This window comes from Microbacterium sp. SZ1, from assembly GCF_002362255.1.
Lineage (GTDB): Bacteria > Actinomycetota > Actinomycetes > Actinomycetales > Microbacteriaceae > Microbacterium.
Map to the genome: position 1 here is coordinate 242801 of NZ_LPVV01000040.1, position 14910 is coordinate 257710.

A 14910-nucleotide genomic window follows, 5' to 3' on the forward strand; every position below is an offset into this window, starting at 1 on the left:
GGTCGTGAAGGACACGGGAGCGCTCCCCGGCATCCGTAGACTTGGGGAATGACCGTCAACTCGCCGTACGCAGACCGCCTGAGCAGACTGCCGGTGGAACGGCACGATGTGCAGGTGCGCGGCGCTGACACCGCCTACTGGGTGTACGGCCCGGCAGACGCCGAGGTCACCCTGATCGCGGTGCACGGGTTCCGGGGCGAGCATCACGGCCTCGAGTCCGTGCTCGCCTTCCTCCCCGAGGCGCGGGTCATCGCTCCCGACCTGCCGGGCTTCGGCGAGTCCGCCCCCGTCCCCGGGAGGACGTACGACCTCGACGAGTACGCGGCATGGTTGATCGATTTCGCCGCCCGGGTCGCTCCGGGGGCCGTCGTCCTCGGTCACTCCTTCGGATCGATCGTCACCTCCGCCGCCGTGGCGTCAGGACTTGCGACCCCGAAGCTGATCCTGATGAATCCGATCGGCGCGCCGGCGCTCGAAGGGCCGAAGGGCGTCATGACCCGCCTCGCGGTGCTCTACTACGCGCTCGGAGCAAAGCTGCCCGAGAGGCTCGGCACGGCACTGCTGAGGAACGGACTGATCGTGCGGGTCATGAGCATCGCCATGGCGAAGACCTCCGACCCGGCACTGCGACGATTCATTCACGATCAGCACGACACGTACTTCTCGCGCTTCGCCGACCGCGACGTGCTGCGGGACGCCTTCGTCGCGAGCGTCTCGCACGACGTGAGCCAGTTCGCCTCGTCCATCGACGTCCCGACACTGCTGATCGCGGCGCAACGCGACGACATCACGCCGATCGAGGTCGAGCGGGAGCTCGTGAAGCGCTTCCCCGACGCGGAGCTCGTCGAGATCGCCCATGTCGGGCACCTGATCCACTACGAGACGCCGGCCGAGGCCGCCGGCGCGATCCGTCGCTTCCTCAGGATTCCCGTTTCGCGAGCCCGATGAGCCCGGCGACCCGGAACGGGATGACTTCGCCCATGGCGAGCGACGTCTCGGTGCGCTCGACCCCCTCGATCGACAGGATGCGCGCGTCGGTGTCGAACAGGTGACGGGCGTCGCGGCACGCGACCCGCGCGAGCAGGTCGATGGAGCCGCTGAGACCGTGCGCCTGCACGACCTCGGGGATGCGCGCGAGCTCGTTGATGATGCGCGGCAGCTCGGTCTGACGCACGCCGATGCTCACGAAGGCCTGCAGGGGGAATCCGAGCACGTCGGTGGAGAACGACCTCTCGTAGGAGAGGAAGACGCCGGTCTGCTCGAGACGCGCCATGCGCGCCTGGATGGTGTTGCGCGAGAGGCCGAGATTTTCAGCGAGCGCCACGATCGTGACTCGCGGATCGTCGGCGAGCGCGGCGAGGAGTTCCAGATCGATGCGGTCGAGGCCAGCCATAGTGCCAAAGAGTAGCAGGGCGGTATTCCGCTGAATTGAGCAACATGCTCAAGCGCTCTTCCATTGCTTGAGCGAGGTGATGAGCGGACGTACGCTCTGGTTAGCCGGTGACGATGCCGGCCCCGCGTGCCGCGCCCCGCGAGGACGCCGCGAATGAGGAGGACGATGATGTCACCGCAGATCACCCCGATCGCCGACACCGCGCAGGATCTGGAGCTCGCCGAGCGCATCTTGACCCCCGACGGCGTGCGGATCCCCAACCCGCAGCTCGACCGCTTCGTACAGGACGTCGACCCCGCGCAGCTGCGCGCGCTGCTCCGCGACATGGTCGTGCTCCGCCGTATCGACACGGAGGGCGTCGCCCTCCAGCGTCAGGGGCAGCTCGGCCTCTGGGCGCCGTGCCAGGGGCAGGAGGCCACGCAGATCGGCACGGCACGGGCTCTGGCCCCGCATGACTACGTGTTCCCGAGCTACCGGGAGACCGGCGTCATCTACGCGCGCGGCGCTCAGCCCGGCGACTACGTGCGCATGTGGCGGGGTGAGGAAGGTGCGGGGCATGACCCTGCGGCACTCCGCGTCGCGCCGCTGCAGATCATCATCGGGGCGCAGTCGCTGCACGCGGTCGGGTATGCCCTCGGCATCCGTCACGACGGTGCCGATGAGGTGGCCGTCACCTATTTCGGCGACGGTGCGACGAGCCAGGGCGACGTGAACGAGGCGATGATCTTCGCCGCGTCGTATCAGGCGCCCGTCGTGTTCGTGTGTCAGAACAACCACTGGGCGATCTCGGAACCGGTGGCGCTGCAGTCGCAGTACCCCATCGCAGGGCGGGCGCCGGGCTTCGGCATCCCGAGCCTGCGTGTGGACGGCAACGATGTCCTGGCATGCATGGCGGCGATGCGGTGGGCGCTCGACCACGCTCGGTCGGGCAAGGGCCCCGCCTACATCGAGGCCGTCACGTACCGGATGGGGCCGCACACGACGGCCGACGACCCGACGAGATACCGCCCGGCCGAGGAGCTCGACGCGTGGCGCGACCGCGACCCGATCGCCCGTCTGGAGACCTACCTGCGGGGGATCGGCGAGCTCGACGACGAGCACCTCGCCGAGACGCAGGCGGTGGCGGACGCCGTGGCGAAGGAGATGCGGGCGGAGTGCCTCGGCATGGTCACCCGTGAGCCGCTCGCGGTCTTCGACGGCGTGTACGCCGAGCCGCACGCCGGGCTCGAGCGCCAGCGCGACGAGTACGCGGCGTATCTCTCGACGTTCGAGGGCGAGGTCTGATCGTGGCGGAGCTCACTCTCGGGAAGGCTCTCGGGGCAGGATTGCGTCAGGCGATGCGCGACGACGACAGGGTCGTGCTGCTGGGCGAGGACATCGGGAAGCTCGGTGGGGTCTTCCGCATCACCGACGGGCTGCTGGACGAGTTCGGGCCGGCGCGCGTCATCGACACCCCGCTGGCGGAGTCCGGCATCGTCGGGATGGCCGTCGGACTCGCGTTCCGCGGATACCGCCCGGTCGTCGAGATCCAGTTCGACGGCTTCGTGTACCCGGCGTTCGACCAGATCGTCGCGCAGGTCGCGAAGCTGCACTATCGCACCCAGGGACGGGTGAGGATGCCGATCACGATCCGCATCCCGTGGGCGGGAGGCATCGGTGCCGCCGAACATCACTCGGAGTCGCCGGAGGCGTACTTCGTGCACACGGCGGGCCTGCGTGTGATCGCCGTCTCGAATCCGGAAGACGCTTATCGCAGCCTTCGGCAGGCGATCACGAGCGACGACCCCGTGATCTTCTTCGAGCCCAAGCGCCTGTACCACCACAAGGGGGAGGTCGACCTCGAGGCGCCCCTCGCGGACGCTGCGCCGATGGGACTCGCGCGCGTCGTGAGACCAGGCACGGATGCCACGCTCATCACCTACGGGGCGATGGTGGGCACCGCGCTGCAGGCCGCCGATGCCGCGGAAGACGAGGGCGTCTCGCTCGAGGTGATCGACCTCCGGTCACTGTCGCCCGTCGACTACGACTCCGTGGCCGCATCGGTGCGCAAGACGGGACGCGTGGTCGTCGCGCACGAGGCCTCCCGCGAGGCGGGTGTGGCTGCCGAGGTCATCGCGAGCATCACCGAACGCTGCTTCGAATACCTCGAGTCGGCGCCGCTGCGGGTGACGGGTCACGACATCCCGTACCCGCCCGCGAAGCTCGAGAAGCACCACCTCCCCGACCTCGACCGGCTGCTCGACGCGGTCGACCGGGTCATGGACCGACCGAACAGCCTGACGGGGGCCGACGCATGATCGCAGAGTTCCGCCTTCCCGACCTGGGCGAGGGCCTGACCGAGGCGGAGGTCGTGCAATGGCTCGTCTCCCCGGGCGACCCCGTCGCGTTGAACCAGACCCTGGCCGAGGTTGAGACCGCGAAGGCCGTCGTCGAATTGCCCTCGCCGTACGAGGGCACCGTCTCGACTCTGCATGCCGAGGCGGGGGAGACCGTGGCCGTCGGCGCGCCGCTCATCGCGTTCGACGTGCAGGGTGCCGATGAACAGGTATCCGCGCCCGAACAGCGCGCGACCGCGGATGCCGAGGAGAAGGCGCAGCCCAACCTCGTCGGCTACGGTGCGGCGCCCACGGCATCCGGCCGCCCGGCTCGTCGCGCACGTCGTGGGGGAGTGCTGCCGCAAACCGACACCGCCGTGCTCGAGGCGGCGCCGCACGACGCCACGCCCTCGCTGTCGTCGGAGACGGTCGTCGAGCGACCGCGCTCCACTCCGCCGGTGCGCGCGCACGCGAAGCGCCTCGGCGTCGACCTGGTGCTGATCGCCGCGGAGGTCGGTGACCGGCTCATCACTCGTGCCGACGTCGACGCCTACGCGGCCCGCGTCGGAGCGGCGCCGGTCATGGCTCCGCCGTCGACGACGGCGGCGGCGCCGGCCTCGGCGGTACCGGACAGTCCGGCCGGGCTCGGCGCGCGGGACCGCGAGACGCGCATCCCGATCCGCGGAGTCCGCAAGCACACGGCGGCCGCCATGGTGCAGAGCGCGTTCACGGCGCCGCACGTCACGGTCTTTCACACGGTCGATGTGACCGCGACCATGGACCTCGTCGCCTCGCTGCGGGAGGATCGGCGCTTGGCCGAGCATCGGATCGGACCGCTGGCCGTGGTCGCCAAGGCGGTGTGCATGGCCCTGCCGCGCACGCCGGGCCTCAACTCCCACTGGGATGAGCAGGCGGGCGAGATCGTCGAATACGGGTACGTCGACCTCGGTATCGCCGCGGCGACTGATCGCGGTCTCATCGTCCCGAACATCAGGGAGGCTCAGTCGCTCACGCTCACACAGCTGGCGGACGCGATCTCCGCCCTGGCGAGCACGGCGCGGTCGGGCAAGACGTCGCCGGCTGAGCTCGCCGGCGGCACCTTCTCGATCTCGAACATCGGCGTGTTCGGTGTCGACGCCGGCACCCCGATCCTGCCGCCGGGGCAATCGGGCATCCTCGCCGTCGGTGCTGTCCGGCGACAGCCGTGGGAGTACCGCGGCGAGATCGCTCTGCGGCAGTTGATGACCCTGAGCCTCTCGTTCGACCATCGACTGGTCGACGGGGCAGAGGGTGCGCGGTTCCTCAAGGACGTCGCCGACGTGCTGGAGGAGCCGGGTCGGGCGATGCTGTTCAGCTAGGTGCGCGCAGCGCCGCCTCCGCCATCGCCCCGAGCACCGCGGCGGTCGCGGAGCGGCGGCGCGATGCGGAGCGCGTGCTGTGCGGCGTGGAGTTGATGAGACCGAAGCAGGCCTGCACGCGCAGGCGCAGTTCGTCGAGGTCCGCCTCGACCAGCGGCGCCAGCGTGCGGATCCACAGCTCGATGTAGGCCCGCTGCAGTCGCCGCACCTCGGCGTGATCGCTTGCAGCGAGCTGCACGACGTCCCGATCGTGCACGCGGATCACGTCGGCGTGACCGAGCGCGAATTCCACATGGAACGCGATCAGCGCCCGCATCCTCTCCGCATCGTCCGCGGCCCGCGCCGCGACGTCCGTGCCGCCGGAGATGAGGTCCTCGCTGACCTGCACCAGCACGGCGCCCAGCAGCGCCTGCTTGCCGGCGAAGTGGCGGTACACGGCCGGGCCCGACACACCGACGGCCGCACCGATGTCCTCCAGGCTCACGCCGTTGTAGCCGCGCTCGGCGAAGAGCCGCGCGGCCTCGCGGAGGATGGCGTCGGAGCGCTCGGCCTTGGCGCGGTCGCGGGCCGTCACGGGGGTTGTCATCTCAGTTAATCCTCGCTAACCTGATGCAATCGGTTAGTGAACACTAACCGAAAAGCGCATCGAGCGCGCCGATCGTTACAGAGGCGCGATGTGGGTCGAGGAGGACAACACGATGCCGGTATCCCAGGAGACCCTGGCAGCGGATCTGCGCCAGCGCCTCGCGACCGCCGCACGCGGCGGGCCGGAGGCCTCGCGGCAGAGGCACGTGGCCCGCGGAAAGCTGCTCCCGCGCGACCGGGTGACCCGGTTGCTGGACGAGGGCAGCCCCTTCGTGGAGATCGCACCCCTCGCCGCCGATGGCCTGTACGACGGTGAAGCGCCGGGGGCAGGAGTCATCGCCGGCATCGGCCTCGTGCACGGTCGGCACGTCATGGTCGTGTGCAACGACGCCACGGTCAAAGGAGGGACCTATCTGCCCCTCACCGTGAAGAAGCACCTGCGCGCGCAGGAAATCGCGCTCGAGAACAGGCTGCCGTGCCTCTATCTCGTCGACTCCGGCGGTGCGTTCCTGCCGAAGCAGGACGAAGTGTTCCCCGACCGCGAGCACTTCGGCCGCATCTTCTACAACCAGGCGCGGATGTCGGCGGAGGGCATCCCGCAGCTGGCCGCCGTGCTCGGATCCTGCACTGCCGGCGGCGCATATGTGCCGGCGATGAGCGACGAGACGGTGATCGTCCGCAACCAGGGGACGATCTTCCTGGGCGGGCCGCCGCTCGTGAAGGCCGCGATCGGCGAGGTCGTCACAGCCGAGGAGCTCGGCGGCGGCGAACTGCACGCCCGTCGCAGCGGCGTCGTCGACCACCTCGCCGACGACGACGAGCACGCGCTCGAGATCCTCCGCGACATCGTCGCCACGCTCCCCGCTCCGGCCCCGCCCGCGTGGGAGGTGCACGAGAACAGACCTCCCGCCGAGCTCGGGTCTCTGTACGACGTCGTGCCGGTCGACGTCAACGAGGCGTACGACGTGCACGTGGTCATCGACCGTCTCGTCGACGGAGACAGCTTCCGCGAGTTCAAGGCCGAGTACGGCACCACGCTCGTCACCGGATTCGCACGGCTGCACGGTCACCCGGTGGGCATCGTCGCCAACAACGGCGTGCTCTTCAGCGAGTCGGCGCTCAAGGGCGCCCACTTCATCGAGCTCTGCGACCAGCGCGGCGTCCCCCTGCTGTTCCTGCAGAACATCACGGGCTTCATGGTCGGATCGGATGCCGAGGCCGGCGGGATCGCGAAGGACGGCGCGAAGATGGTCACCGCCGTCGCGAGCACGAGGGTGCCGAAGCTCACCGTGATCGTCGGCGGCTCATTCGGCGCCGGCAACTACTCCATGTGCGGACGCGCGTACTCGCCTCGATTCCTGTGGACCTGGCCGGCCAGTCGGATCTCCGTCATGGGCGGCGCGCAGGCGGCATCCGTCCTCGCCACGGTGAAGGAGGACCAGCTCGCCGCACGAGGCGAGTCGTGGAGCGCCGATGAGCGTTCCGCATTCCAGCAGCCGATCCGCGAGCAGTACGAGACGCAGGGCGAGCCGTATTACGCGACGGCACGGCTCTGGGACGACGGGATCATCGATCCGGCGCAGACCCGCGACCTCCTCGGTCTCGCGCTCGACGTCGTCGCGCGCACCCCTCTGCCCGAGCCCCGCTTCGGCCTCTTCAGGATGTGACCGCCATGTCGACGACCTCGTACTTCCAGACCGTCCTCGTCGCCAACCGCGGCGAGATCGCCCGACGGGTGATCCGTACGCTCCGATCTCTCGGCATCCGCAGCGTCGCCGTGTACAGCGATGCCGACGCGGACGCGCCGCATGTGCGCGAAGCGGATAGCGCCGTGCGGATCGGCCCCCCTCCGGCCGCCGAGTCCTATCTCGACATCGATGCCGTGATCGCCGCCGCACGGAGCACCGGCGCGCAGGCGATCCACCCCGGTTACGGCTTCCTGTCGGAGAGCGTCGGTCTCGCCGAGGCGTGCGCGGAGAGCGGCATCGTCTTCATCGGCCCCGGCGTCGACGCCCTGCAGATCATGGGCGACAAGGCGCGAGCGCGGGACCACGTCATGCGCTCGGGCGTTCCCGTGGTGCCGGGGTTCGACGCGCGCGGCCTGTCGGACCGCGAGATCGCCGACGAAGCGGAGTCCGTGGGCTTTCCGCTTCTCGTCAAGCCCAGCGCGGGTGGCGGCGGCAAGGGCATGGAGGTCGTCGCGGACGCCGCGGGCCTCGCACCCGCCCTCGCGTCGGCGCGTCGCGTCGCGAAGGCGGCCTTCGGCGACGACTCGCTCATCCTCGAGCGGTTGATCCGCCGGCCCCGTCACATCGAGGTGCAGGTCTTCGGGGATACGCACGGCACGGTGATCGCCCTCGGCGAGCGCGAGTGCACGCTTCAGCGCCGACACCAGAAGGTCATCGAGGAGGCGCCGTCCGCGGGCATCCCGGAGACCACGAGGCGGACTCTTCTCGCTGCCGCCGTGCAGGCGGGGGAGAGCGTCTCGTACGTGGGAGCGGGAACGGTGGAGTTCCTCGTCGACGCGGACGCGCCGGAGGACGTGTTCTTCATCGAGATGAACACGCGCCTGCAGGTGGAGCATCCCGTCACAGAGGAGGTCACCGGCCTCGACCTCGTGGAGCTGCAGCTGCGCGTGGCCGCGGGCGGCACGCTGGACCCGGCTGCCGAGCTCAACGGCCACGCGGTCGAGGCGCGGATCTACGCCGAATCACCGCACCGCGGATTCCTCCCCTCGACGGGACAGGTGCTCCTGTTCGAGCCGCCCACAGGTGTGCGGGTCGATGCCGCGGTGGAGTCAGGCTCCGAGGTGTCGGGCTTCTACGACCCAATGATCGCGAAGGTCATCGCCGTGGCCGCCGACCGGGAGGCCGCACTGCGCCGGCTCGACGAGGCGCTGGCCTCGACCGTCGTGCTCGGCGTGGAGACGAACATCGAGTTCCTCCGACAGCTCTGCCGTGATCCTCGGGTGGTCGAAGGAGACCTCGACACCGGCATCATCGACACGCTTCTGCCCGTCGTGGCGGAGCCGCCCTCACCGGCCATGCTCGGCGCGGCGCGTGAGCGCGTCCTGAGTGCGCAGGAAGCGAAGGCCGATCGTGCGGCCCGCGCCGGCAGTGTGTGGGCGGCCCTCTCCGATCCGCGACAGCGCGCTCTCGCCTTCCTCACGGACGACGGTCAGGTGATCGACGGCGTCGAGGGAACGAGCGGTTCCGGGATCTCGACCGCACTCGATGCCGACGGCGCGGTGTGGGTGAGCGAGGCCGGGCGATCCGCCCGTCTCGCGCCGCTCGACCGACGGGCCACGACCATGAGGCGCCTGCGGACACGCGACGAGGGAGCGGGCGGAGCAGGTCCGGAGGGCCGTGCGCCCATGCCGGGCAGCGTCGTCGCCGTGCACGTCGTCGACGGCGCCACCGTGAAGGCGGGCGATCCGCTCGTCTCGATCGAGGCGATGAAGATGGAGCACCCTGTGCTCGCCCCGCAGGACGGCACCGTGCAGGTGCTCGTCGCTGTGGGGGACCAGGTTCGACGCGACCAGCCGGTGGCGCGAGTGACGGAGGAGAACGAATGATGGATCAGCTGACCGAGGAGGAGCGCGAGCTCTCCGCGATGGTGCGCGAGTTCGCCGACACCGTGGTGGCGCCCCAGTCGTACGAGGCGGACCGCACGCACACCCTGTCGATGGACGTCGTGGCGGCGATGGGCGACCTGGGCCTGTTCGGCCTCCCGTTCCCCGAGGAGTACGGCGGCCAGGGTGGCGACTACATGGCGCTCGGCATCGCCATCGAGGCGCTCGGACGCGTCGACCAGTCGATCGCGATAACCCTGGAGGCGGGGGTCAGCCTCGGCGCGATGCCGATCTTCCGCTTCGGCACGGAGGAGCAGAAGCAGGAGCTCCTTCCCGACCTCCTCGCCGGACGCGCTCTCGCCGGCTTCGGCCTCACCGAACCCGAGGCAGGCAGCGATGCGGGCGCCACGCGCACCACGGCGCGTCTCGACGGCGACGAGTGGGTGATCACCGGCTCGAAGCAGTTCATCACGAACTCCGGCACACCGATCACACGGTTCGTCACCGTGACGGCGGTGACCGGCGAGGTCGACGGACGCAAGGAGATCTCGACGATCATCGTGCCGAACGGCACCCCCGGGTTCACCGTCGAGGCCCCCTATGACAAGGTCGGCTGGAACGCATCCGACACGCACCCGCTGACCTTCGACGACGCTCGGGTCCCCGCCGTCAATCTGCTCGGACAGCGGGGGAGCGGCTTCCGCAACTTCCTCAGCATCCTCGACGAGGGGCGGATCGCGATCGCCGCCCTGTCCACGGGAGCCGCGGAGGGATGCCTCGAAGCCGCCGTCGACTACGCGAAGAGCCGCACGATCTTCGGCAGCGCGCTCAGCACGCGGCAGAACGCGCAGTTCACGCTCGCGCGGATGCGGGCCCGCGTGCACACCGCTCGCCTTGCCTGGCACCACGCTGCCCGTCTGCGTGACGCCGGGCGACCGTTCGCCGAGCAGGCAGCGATCGCGAAGCTCGTCGCGGGCGAGGCCGCGATGGACAACGCGCGCGACGCCACGCAGATCTTCGGCGGGAACGGCTTCATGAACGAGTTCCCCGTCGCCAGGCACTACCGGGATTCGAAGATCCTCGAGATCGGGGAGGGGACGACCGAGGTCCAGCTGCTCGTGATCGCACGGGCCCTCGGGCTCGCCGGGTAGCGTGGCGGCATGACCACGCACGACATCGTCCAGCGCGGGCTGTACTTCGAGGAGTTCGAGGTCGACGCCCGGTACCTGCACCGTCCGGGGCGCACCGCGACCGAGGCCGACAACGTGCTGTTCACCACGCTCACGATGAACACGCAGGCGCTCCACCTCGACGCGGCGTTCGCCGACGCCCGGGAGCCTTTCCACGCGCGCCTCATGAACTCGATGTGGACGCTGTCGACCATGGTCGGGTCGTCCGTCGCTCAGCTCACGCAGGGAACCCTCGTGGCGCAGCTCGGGTTCGGTGAGATCGCGTTCCCGCATCCGCTCTTCGCCGGCGACACCCTCTACACCGAGAGCGTCATCTCCGAGAAGCGACTGTCGGGGTCCCGCCCCGGTCAGGGCATCGTGTCGATCGCCCACACGGGTCGCAATCAGAACGGCGTCGTCGTCGCGACGGCCACCCGATCAGTGCTCGTCCGCTGCAGCCCGGAGGAGGAGACCCGATGACGTTCGAGCTCGGACCGGCCCTGCTGTTCTGCCCCGCCGATCGTCCGGAGCGCTTCGAGGGCGCGCTCCGCAAGGCGGACGCCGTGATCCTCGACCTCGAGGACGCCGTCCTCCCGGATGCGAAGGTCGCGGCTCGGGGGAACCTCGTCGACGCGCACCTCGATCCCGACCGAGTGATCGTGCGGGTGAACTCTCCCGGGTCGGCGGAGTTCGTGTCGGATCTCGCGACGTTGAACCAGACGGACTTCCGCCGCGTGATGGTGGCGAAGACCGAGGACCCCGAGGCGCTGTCTGCCTTCGACGAGCGCTTCGAGCTGATCGCGCTGTGCGAGACGGCACGCGGCGTGCAGGCCGCGGATCGCATCGCCGCCCATCCCCGTGTCGTGGCGATGATGTGGGGCGCGGAGGATCTCGTCGCCTCGCTGGGCGGAACCTCGAGTCGGACGGATGCCGGGGGCTACCGCGACATCGCCCGCTACGCGCGATCTCGCGTTCTCCTCGAGGCCGGCGCGCAGGGCAAGGCGGCGATCGACGCCGTCCACATCGACATCGACGACATCGCGGGGCTCGAGTCCGAGGCGCGCGATGCCGTGGCGTCGGGCTTCGCCGCGACCGCGTGCATCCACCCGAGTCAGGTCGCGGTCATCCGCGCCGCGTATGCGCCCGACGCCGAGACGGTGGAATGGGCCGATGCCGTGATGAGCGCGGCGGAGTCGGAGCGGGGCGTGTTCCGGTTCCGCGGGCGGATGATCGACGAGCCCGTGCTGCGGCACGCCCGATCGATCCTCGCTCGCGCGCGCTGAGCGGAGCGTCGCCCGGCGCCGAGAAGCGGACGGTCGATCAGAGCAGGATCGCCGGCTCGAGCAGTCGCAGGGACCCGGGCGACGCCTCGAAGCGGTGCACCGAGCCGTTGGCGAGCACCTCGCCCACCCGGGGGAGCGTGCCACCGGACACGTGGTCGATCAGCGACCGGATCACTCCTCCGTGTGTCACGACGATCACGGATTCGGCCACGGGGGATGAGCGTCGCCGCGAGTCGCGGGCTATCCCGTCGAGAGCACGCAGCGCGCGGTCGGCGACACCCTCGAGGGTCTCCGCGCCCGGCACCGGGGCGAGCCAGTCGCCGTACAGCTCGAGATACTCGGCGACGAGCTTGCCCTCGCCCTCGCCGAACTCGCGCTCGCGCATGTCCGGCACCAGGGTGGGGGAGCCCAGCCCGAGCTCCGCCGCGATGATCTCCGCGGTCTCGCGAGCGCGCACGAGCGGGCTGGCGTAGATCGCGTGGTGGGTCGTATCGGTGAGCAGTCCGGCGGCCGTGCGAGCGTCGGCGCGCCCCGTCTCGTTCAGCGGGATGTCGGTCGACCCCTGGATGCGACGGGCGAGGTTCCAGTCGGTCTGACCGTGGCGGACGAGGGTGATGAGGGTCATGCGAGAAGCTCCTGAAGGGCGGGCAGGACGTCGCTCGTGCCTGCGGCGATGGTGACATCGGCCCAGGCGTCGGCGCGCGTCGGTTCGCGGTTGATGATGACGAGCGGGATGCTTCGACGTCGCGCCCGCTCGACGAGGCGCACGCCGGAGTTCACGACGAGCGACGACCCGGCGACGATCATCGCGTCACTCGATCGCAGCAGCGACTCGGCGGCCTTGAAGCGGTCGAGCGGGACGTACTCGCCGAAGAACACGACGTCCGGCTTCAGCATCCCGTCGCAGACCGTGCACGACGGCACGACGAATCCCTCGGTGCTCTCCGGCAGCACGTCGCCGTCGGGAGCGAGCTTCACGTTCTCGGGCACCGTGATCCAGGGGTTGCGTTCCTCGATCTGCGTGGCGATGTCGCGACGGTCGAACACCTGCCCGCAGTGCAGGCATACCACGCGGCGCATTGTGCCGTGGACCTCGATCACGTGCGAGCTTCCGGCGCGCAGATGCAGACCGTCGACGTTCTGGGTGATGACACCGCTCACGCGACCTGCGCTCTCCATCTCCGCGAGTGCGACGTGTCCGGGATTGGGCTCCGCGCGGGCGAAGGCCCGCCAGCCCAGATGGCCGCCGACCCAGTAGCGACGACGCGCCGCCTCGTCGCCGAGGTAGCGCTGAATGGTCATGGGGTCGGAGCGGGTGCGCGCGCCCTCGCCGCGGTAGGCCGGGATGCCGGAGTCGGTCGAGATCCCGGCTCCCGTGAGAAGGGCGATGCGGCGGCCGGCCAGGAGTTCGGCGGTGCGAGCGACGACGGCCGACAGCGCGGCCGGACTCGAATCACTCACGGGACCTCCTGCAGCGAGTCTACGGCGTGACGCCGACAGCGGGTCGCAGATGGGAGAGTGGAGGCGTGGAACTGCTGGAACTGACGGATGCCGACGACCCGCGACTCGACGACTACCGCGGGCTCACCGACACCGCGCTGCGCCGAATCGCGGAACCAGAGGGCGGTCTGTACATCGCGGAGTCGGCGAAGGTCATCGAGCGCGCCGTCGTCGCCGGGCACCGCCCCCGATCGGTGATGGTGCAGCGGCGGTGGGTCGACGGCATCCGCTCGATCATGGCCGATCACGATGTGCCGGTCTACGTGGTCCCCGATGCCGTCGCGGAGGCCGTCGCGGGCTTCGCCGTCCACCGCGGCGCCCTCGCCTCCATGCATCGCCCCGCGCTGCCGAGCGTTGCCTCGGTCGTGGCGGATGCACGGCTCGTCCTGATCCTCGCCGACATCGGCGACCACGCGAACATCGGCGCCGCGTTCCGCGCGGCAGCGGGGCTGGGCGCGGATGCGGTGCTGGTGTCACCCGGCTGCGCCGACCCGCTCTACCGCCGGAGCGTGCGCGTCAGCATGGGCACGGTGTTCCAGGTGCCGTGGACGCGCATGCCGGACTGGAAGAGCAGCGTCGACGCGCTCCGTGACGAGGCGATCGCGACTACGGCTCTCGCTCTCGACGAGCGCGCCGTCCCGCTGCGCGACTTCGTGCGCGAGCGTCCGGAGCGCGTCGCGCTGATGATGGGGTCGGAGGGCGACGGGCTGTCGGCCGAGGCGCTGGCGCTGGCCGATCACGTCGTGACCATCCCGATGAGCGGGGGAGTGGACTCGCTCAACGTCGCATCGGCGGCTGCCGTCGCCCTGTGGGCGCTCGGCGAGGAGTGACCCTCAGCCCGGGCGCCGAGGTCAGCGGTTCTCGGGCAGCCGCAGGAACGGCGCCGCCTCGGGGCGCTTCGCCGCGACGTGGTCGCCGGAGGACTGGTGACGCAGCCGACGCAGCACCCACGGGACGAGGTGCTCGCGTGCCCAGCCGAGGTCTTCGGCACGCGCCTCGCGCCAGGTGCGAACGGGGAGGGCCTCCGGCTGCATCGACTCCAGGTCGTTGGGCACGTTGAGCGCCCGCAGCACCATCCGAGCGACCTCGTGGTGGCCGAGCGCGTTGTAGTGCAGGCGGTCGTCGTCGAAGAACCGCATGTCCTGCACGACCTTCAGCGCCCACTGATCGGCGACGATGCAGTCGTGGCGCTCCGCGATCGCCCGCACGTTCTCGTTGTAGATCGCGACCTTGCCGCGGAACGGACGGAACACGGGCGTGAAACCCGTGTCGATGCCGGTGAACAGCAGCACCGCCGCACCCGTCGAGGAGAGCCGGGCGACGGCATCCTCCAGCTGTGCGGCGATCGCGTCGGGATCGGTACCCGGACGGATCACGTCGTTCCCGCCGGCGCAGATCGACACGAGATCGGGGCGCAGCGCGACGGCCGGTTCGATCTGGTCCTGGACGATCTGCGCGATGAGCTTGCCGCGCACCGCGAGGTTCGCGTAGGCGAAGTCGTCGACCTGCTGTGACAGGACCTCGGCGACGCGGTCCGCCCAGCCGCGGTGACCGCCGGGAACGGCGGGATCGGGGTCGCCGATCCCCTCGGTGAACGAGTCGCCCACGGCCACGAAACGGCGCCACGGGTGGGGCGTGTCGTTGGCCACGTACGGGGTCCGAGTCGAATCCTGGTCGGTCATCCAGCTCTCCTTCGCGAACGTGCGCCGCGCATCGATGGCGGCGGCGCAGTGACC

General features: G+C 70.2%; 15 protein-coding genes. 10 read left to right on the forward strand and 5 right to left on the reverse strand.

Features of this window, described 5'->3' with window-relative positions; translation table 11 throughout:
• The first annotated feature begins 48 nt into the window (after positions 1-48).
• A complete protein-coding gene (locus AUC47_RS15275; protein ID WP_096716032.1) occupies positions 49-948 on the forward strand; it encodes an alpha/beta fold hydrolase in 900 nt (299 codons plus the stop codon).
• Here the strand turns inward: AUC47_RS15275 and AUC47_RS15280 are convergent.
• Entirely contained in the window at positions 920-1393 is a 474-nt protein-coding gene (locus tag AUC47_RS15280; protein ID WP_096716033.1) for an Lrp/AsnC family transcriptional regulator, read from the reverse strand. The two genes, AUC47_RS15275 and AUC47_RS15280, sit on opposite strands and share 29 nt — an antisense overlap.
• Positions 1394-1561: 168 nt before the next feature.
• On the opposite strand from AUC47_RS15280, the gene pdhA reads away from it, so the two are divergent.
• From pdhA to AUC47_RS15295, 3 genes are read left to right on the forward strand one after another with little or no spacing between them, the layout of a single operon-like run.
• Entirely contained in the window at positions 1562-2677 is a 1116-nt protein-coding gene (gene pdhA, locus AUC47_RS15285; protein ID WP_096716158.1) for a pyruvate dehydrogenase (acetyl-transferring) E1 component subunit alpha, read from the forward strand.
• Positions 2678-2679: 2 nt separating this feature from the next.
• Positions 2680-3690 carry an alpha-ketoacid dehydrogenase subunit beta gene (locus AUC47_RS15290; protein ID WP_096716034.1) on the forward strand — a complete coding sequence of 337 codons (1011 nt, stop codon included), beginning with the start codon at positions 2680-2682 and terminating at the stop codon, positions 3688-3690.
• Positions 3687-5066: a dihydrolipoamide acetyltransferase family protein gene (locus AUC47_RS15295; RefSeq protein ID WP_096716035.1), complete on the forward strand. Its 1380-nt coding sequence runs from the start codon at positions 3687-3689 to the stop codon at positions 5064-5066. The genes AUC47_RS15290 and AUC47_RS15295 overlap by 4 nt, the downstream gene beginning before the upstream one ends.
• Here the strand turns inward: AUC47_RS15295 and AUC47_RS15300 are convergent.
• Positions 5059-5652, reverse strand: a complete 594-nt coding sequence (locus tag AUC47_RS15300; protein ID WP_096716036.1) for a TetR/AcrR family transcriptional regulator — start codon at positions 5650-5652, stop codon at positions 5059-5061. The genes AUC47_RS15295 and AUC47_RS15300 overlap by 8 nt on opposite strands.
• Positions 5653-5764: 112 nt before the next feature.
• Here AUC47_RS15300 and AUC47_RS15305 point away from each other — a divergent pair, with 112 nt between their 5' ends.
• The 5 genes from AUC47_RS15305 to AUC47_RS15325 are packed head-to-tail and all read left to right on the forward strand — an operon-like array spanning position 5765 to position 11674.
• Positions 5765-7318, forward strand: a complete 1554-nt coding sequence (locus AUC47_RS15305) for a carboxyl transferase domain-containing protein (RefSeq protein WP_256999624.1) — start codon at positions 5765-5767, stop codon at positions 7316-7318.
• Between the two features lie 5 nt (positions 7319-7323).
• On the forward strand, positions 7324-9225 hold the full coding sequence (locus AUC47_RS15310) for an acetyl/propionyl/methylcrotonyl-CoA carboxylase subunit alpha (protein ID WP_096716038.1): 1902 nt from the start codon (positions 7324-7326) through the stop codon (positions 9223-9225).
• Entirely contained in the window at positions 9225-10373 is a 1149-nt protein-coding gene (locus AUC47_RS15315) for an acyl-CoA dehydrogenase family protein (RefSeq protein ID WP_096716039.1), read from the forward strand. Before AUC47_RS15310 ends, AUC47_RS15315 begins: the two co-directional genes overlap by 1 nt.
• Positions 10374-10382: 9 nt before the next feature.
• On the forward strand, positions 10383-10871 hold the full coding sequence (locus AUC47_RS15320; RefSeq protein WP_096716040.1) for a MaoC family dehydratase: 489 nt from the start codon (positions 10383-10385) through the stop codon (positions 10869-10871).
• Complete coding sequence (locus AUC47_RS15325) at positions 10868-11674, forward strand: HpcH/HpaI aldolase/citrate lyase family protein (RefSeq protein ID WP_096716041.1); 807 nt, start codon at positions 10868-10870, stop codon at positions 11672-11674. Before AUC47_RS15320 ends, AUC47_RS15325 begins: the two co-directional genes overlap by 4 nt.
• 37 nt (positions 11675-11711) lie before the next feature.
• Here AUC47_RS15325 and AUC47_RS15330 read toward each other — a convergent pair whose 3' ends face one another.
• Together AUC47_RS15330 and AUC47_RS15335 are read right to left on the reverse strand one after the other, a co-directional pair.
• Positions 11712-12299, reverse strand: coding sequence for a histidine phosphatase family protein (locus AUC47_RS15330; RefSeq protein WP_096716042.1), 588 nt, complete (start codon positions 12297-12299; stop codon positions 11712-11714).
• The gene (locus AUC47_RS15335) at positions 12296-13135 is read right to left on the reverse strand and encodes a Sir2 family NAD-dependent protein deacetylase (protein ID WP_096716043.1); all 840 of its coding nucleotides are present in this window, start codon (positions 13133-13135) and stop codon (positions 12296-12298) included. Before AUC47_RS15335 ends, AUC47_RS15330 begins: the two co-directional genes overlap by 4 nt.
• A 65-nt stretch (positions 13136-13200) precedes the next feature.
• Here AUC47_RS15335 and AUC47_RS15340 point away from each other — a divergent pair, with 65 nt between their 5' ends.
• A complete protein-coding gene (locus AUC47_RS15340) occupies positions 13201-14004 on the forward strand; it encodes a TrmH family RNA methyltransferase (RefSeq protein ID WP_096716044.1) in 804 nt (267 codons plus the stop codon).
• A 21-nt stretch (positions 14005-14025) separates the two neighbouring features.
• Here AUC47_RS15340 and AUC47_RS15345 read toward each other — a convergent pair whose 3' ends face one another.
• Positions 14026-14856 carry an SGNH/GDSL hydrolase family protein gene (locus tag AUC47_RS15345; RefSeq protein ID WP_096716159.1) on the reverse strand — a complete coding sequence of 277 codons (831 nt, stop codon included), beginning with the start codon at positions 14854-14856 and terminating at the stop codon, positions 14026-14028.
• Positions 14857-14910: the final 54 nt, after the last annotated feature.

Excerpts from the sequence above, each read along its gene's own strand:
- AUC47_RS15275 (WP_096716032.1), top strand. The coding sequence starts at position 49 with ATGACCGTCAACTCGCCGTACGCAGACCGCCTGAGCAGACTGCCGGTG.
- AUC47_RS15280 (WP_096716033.1), bottom strand. The coding sequence starts at position 1,393 with ATGGCTGGCCTCGACCGCATCGATCTGGAACTCCTCGCCGCGCTCGCC.
- pdhA (WP_096716158.1), top strand. The coding sequence starts at position 1,562 with ATGTCACCGCAGATCACCCCGATCGCCGACACCGCGCAGGATCTGGAG.
- AUC47_RS15295 (WP_096716035.1), top strand. The coding sequence starts at position 3,687 with ATGATCGCAGAGTTCCGCCTTCCCGACCTGGGCGAGGGCCTGACCGAG.
- AUC47_RS15300 (WP_096716036.1), bottom strand. The coding sequence starts at position 5,652 with ATGACAACCCCCGTGACGGCCCGCGACCGCGCCAAGGCCGAGCGCTCC.
- AUC47_RS15305 (WP_256999624.1), top strand. The coding sequence starts at position 5,765 with ATGCCGGTATCCCAGGAGACCCTGGCAGCGGATCTGCGCCAGCGCCTC.
- AUC47_RS15310 (WP_096716038.1), top strand. The coding sequence starts at position 7,324 with ATGTCGACGACCTCGTACTTCCAGACCGTCCTCGTCGCCAACCGCGGC.
- AUC47_RS15315 (WP_096716039.1), top strand. The coding sequence starts at position 9,225 with ATGGATCAGCTGACCGAGGAGGAGCGCGAGCTCTCCGCGATGGTGCGC.
- AUC47_RS15320 (WP_096716040.1), top strand. The coding sequence starts at position 10,383 with ATGACCACGCACGACATCGTCCAGCGCGGGCTGTACTTCGAGGAGTTC.
- AUC47_RS15325 (WP_096716041.1), top strand. The coding sequence starts at position 10,868 with ATGACGTTCGAGCTCGGACCGGCCCTGCTGTTCTGCCCCGCCGATCGT.
- AUC47_RS15330 (WP_096716042.1), bottom strand. The coding sequence starts at position 12,299 with ATGACCCTCATCACCCTCGTCCGCCACGGTCAGACCGACTGGAACCTC.
- AUC47_RS15345 (WP_096716159.1), bottom strand. The coding sequence starts at position 14,856 with ATGACCGACCAGGATTCGACTCGGACCCCGTACGTGGCCAACGACACG.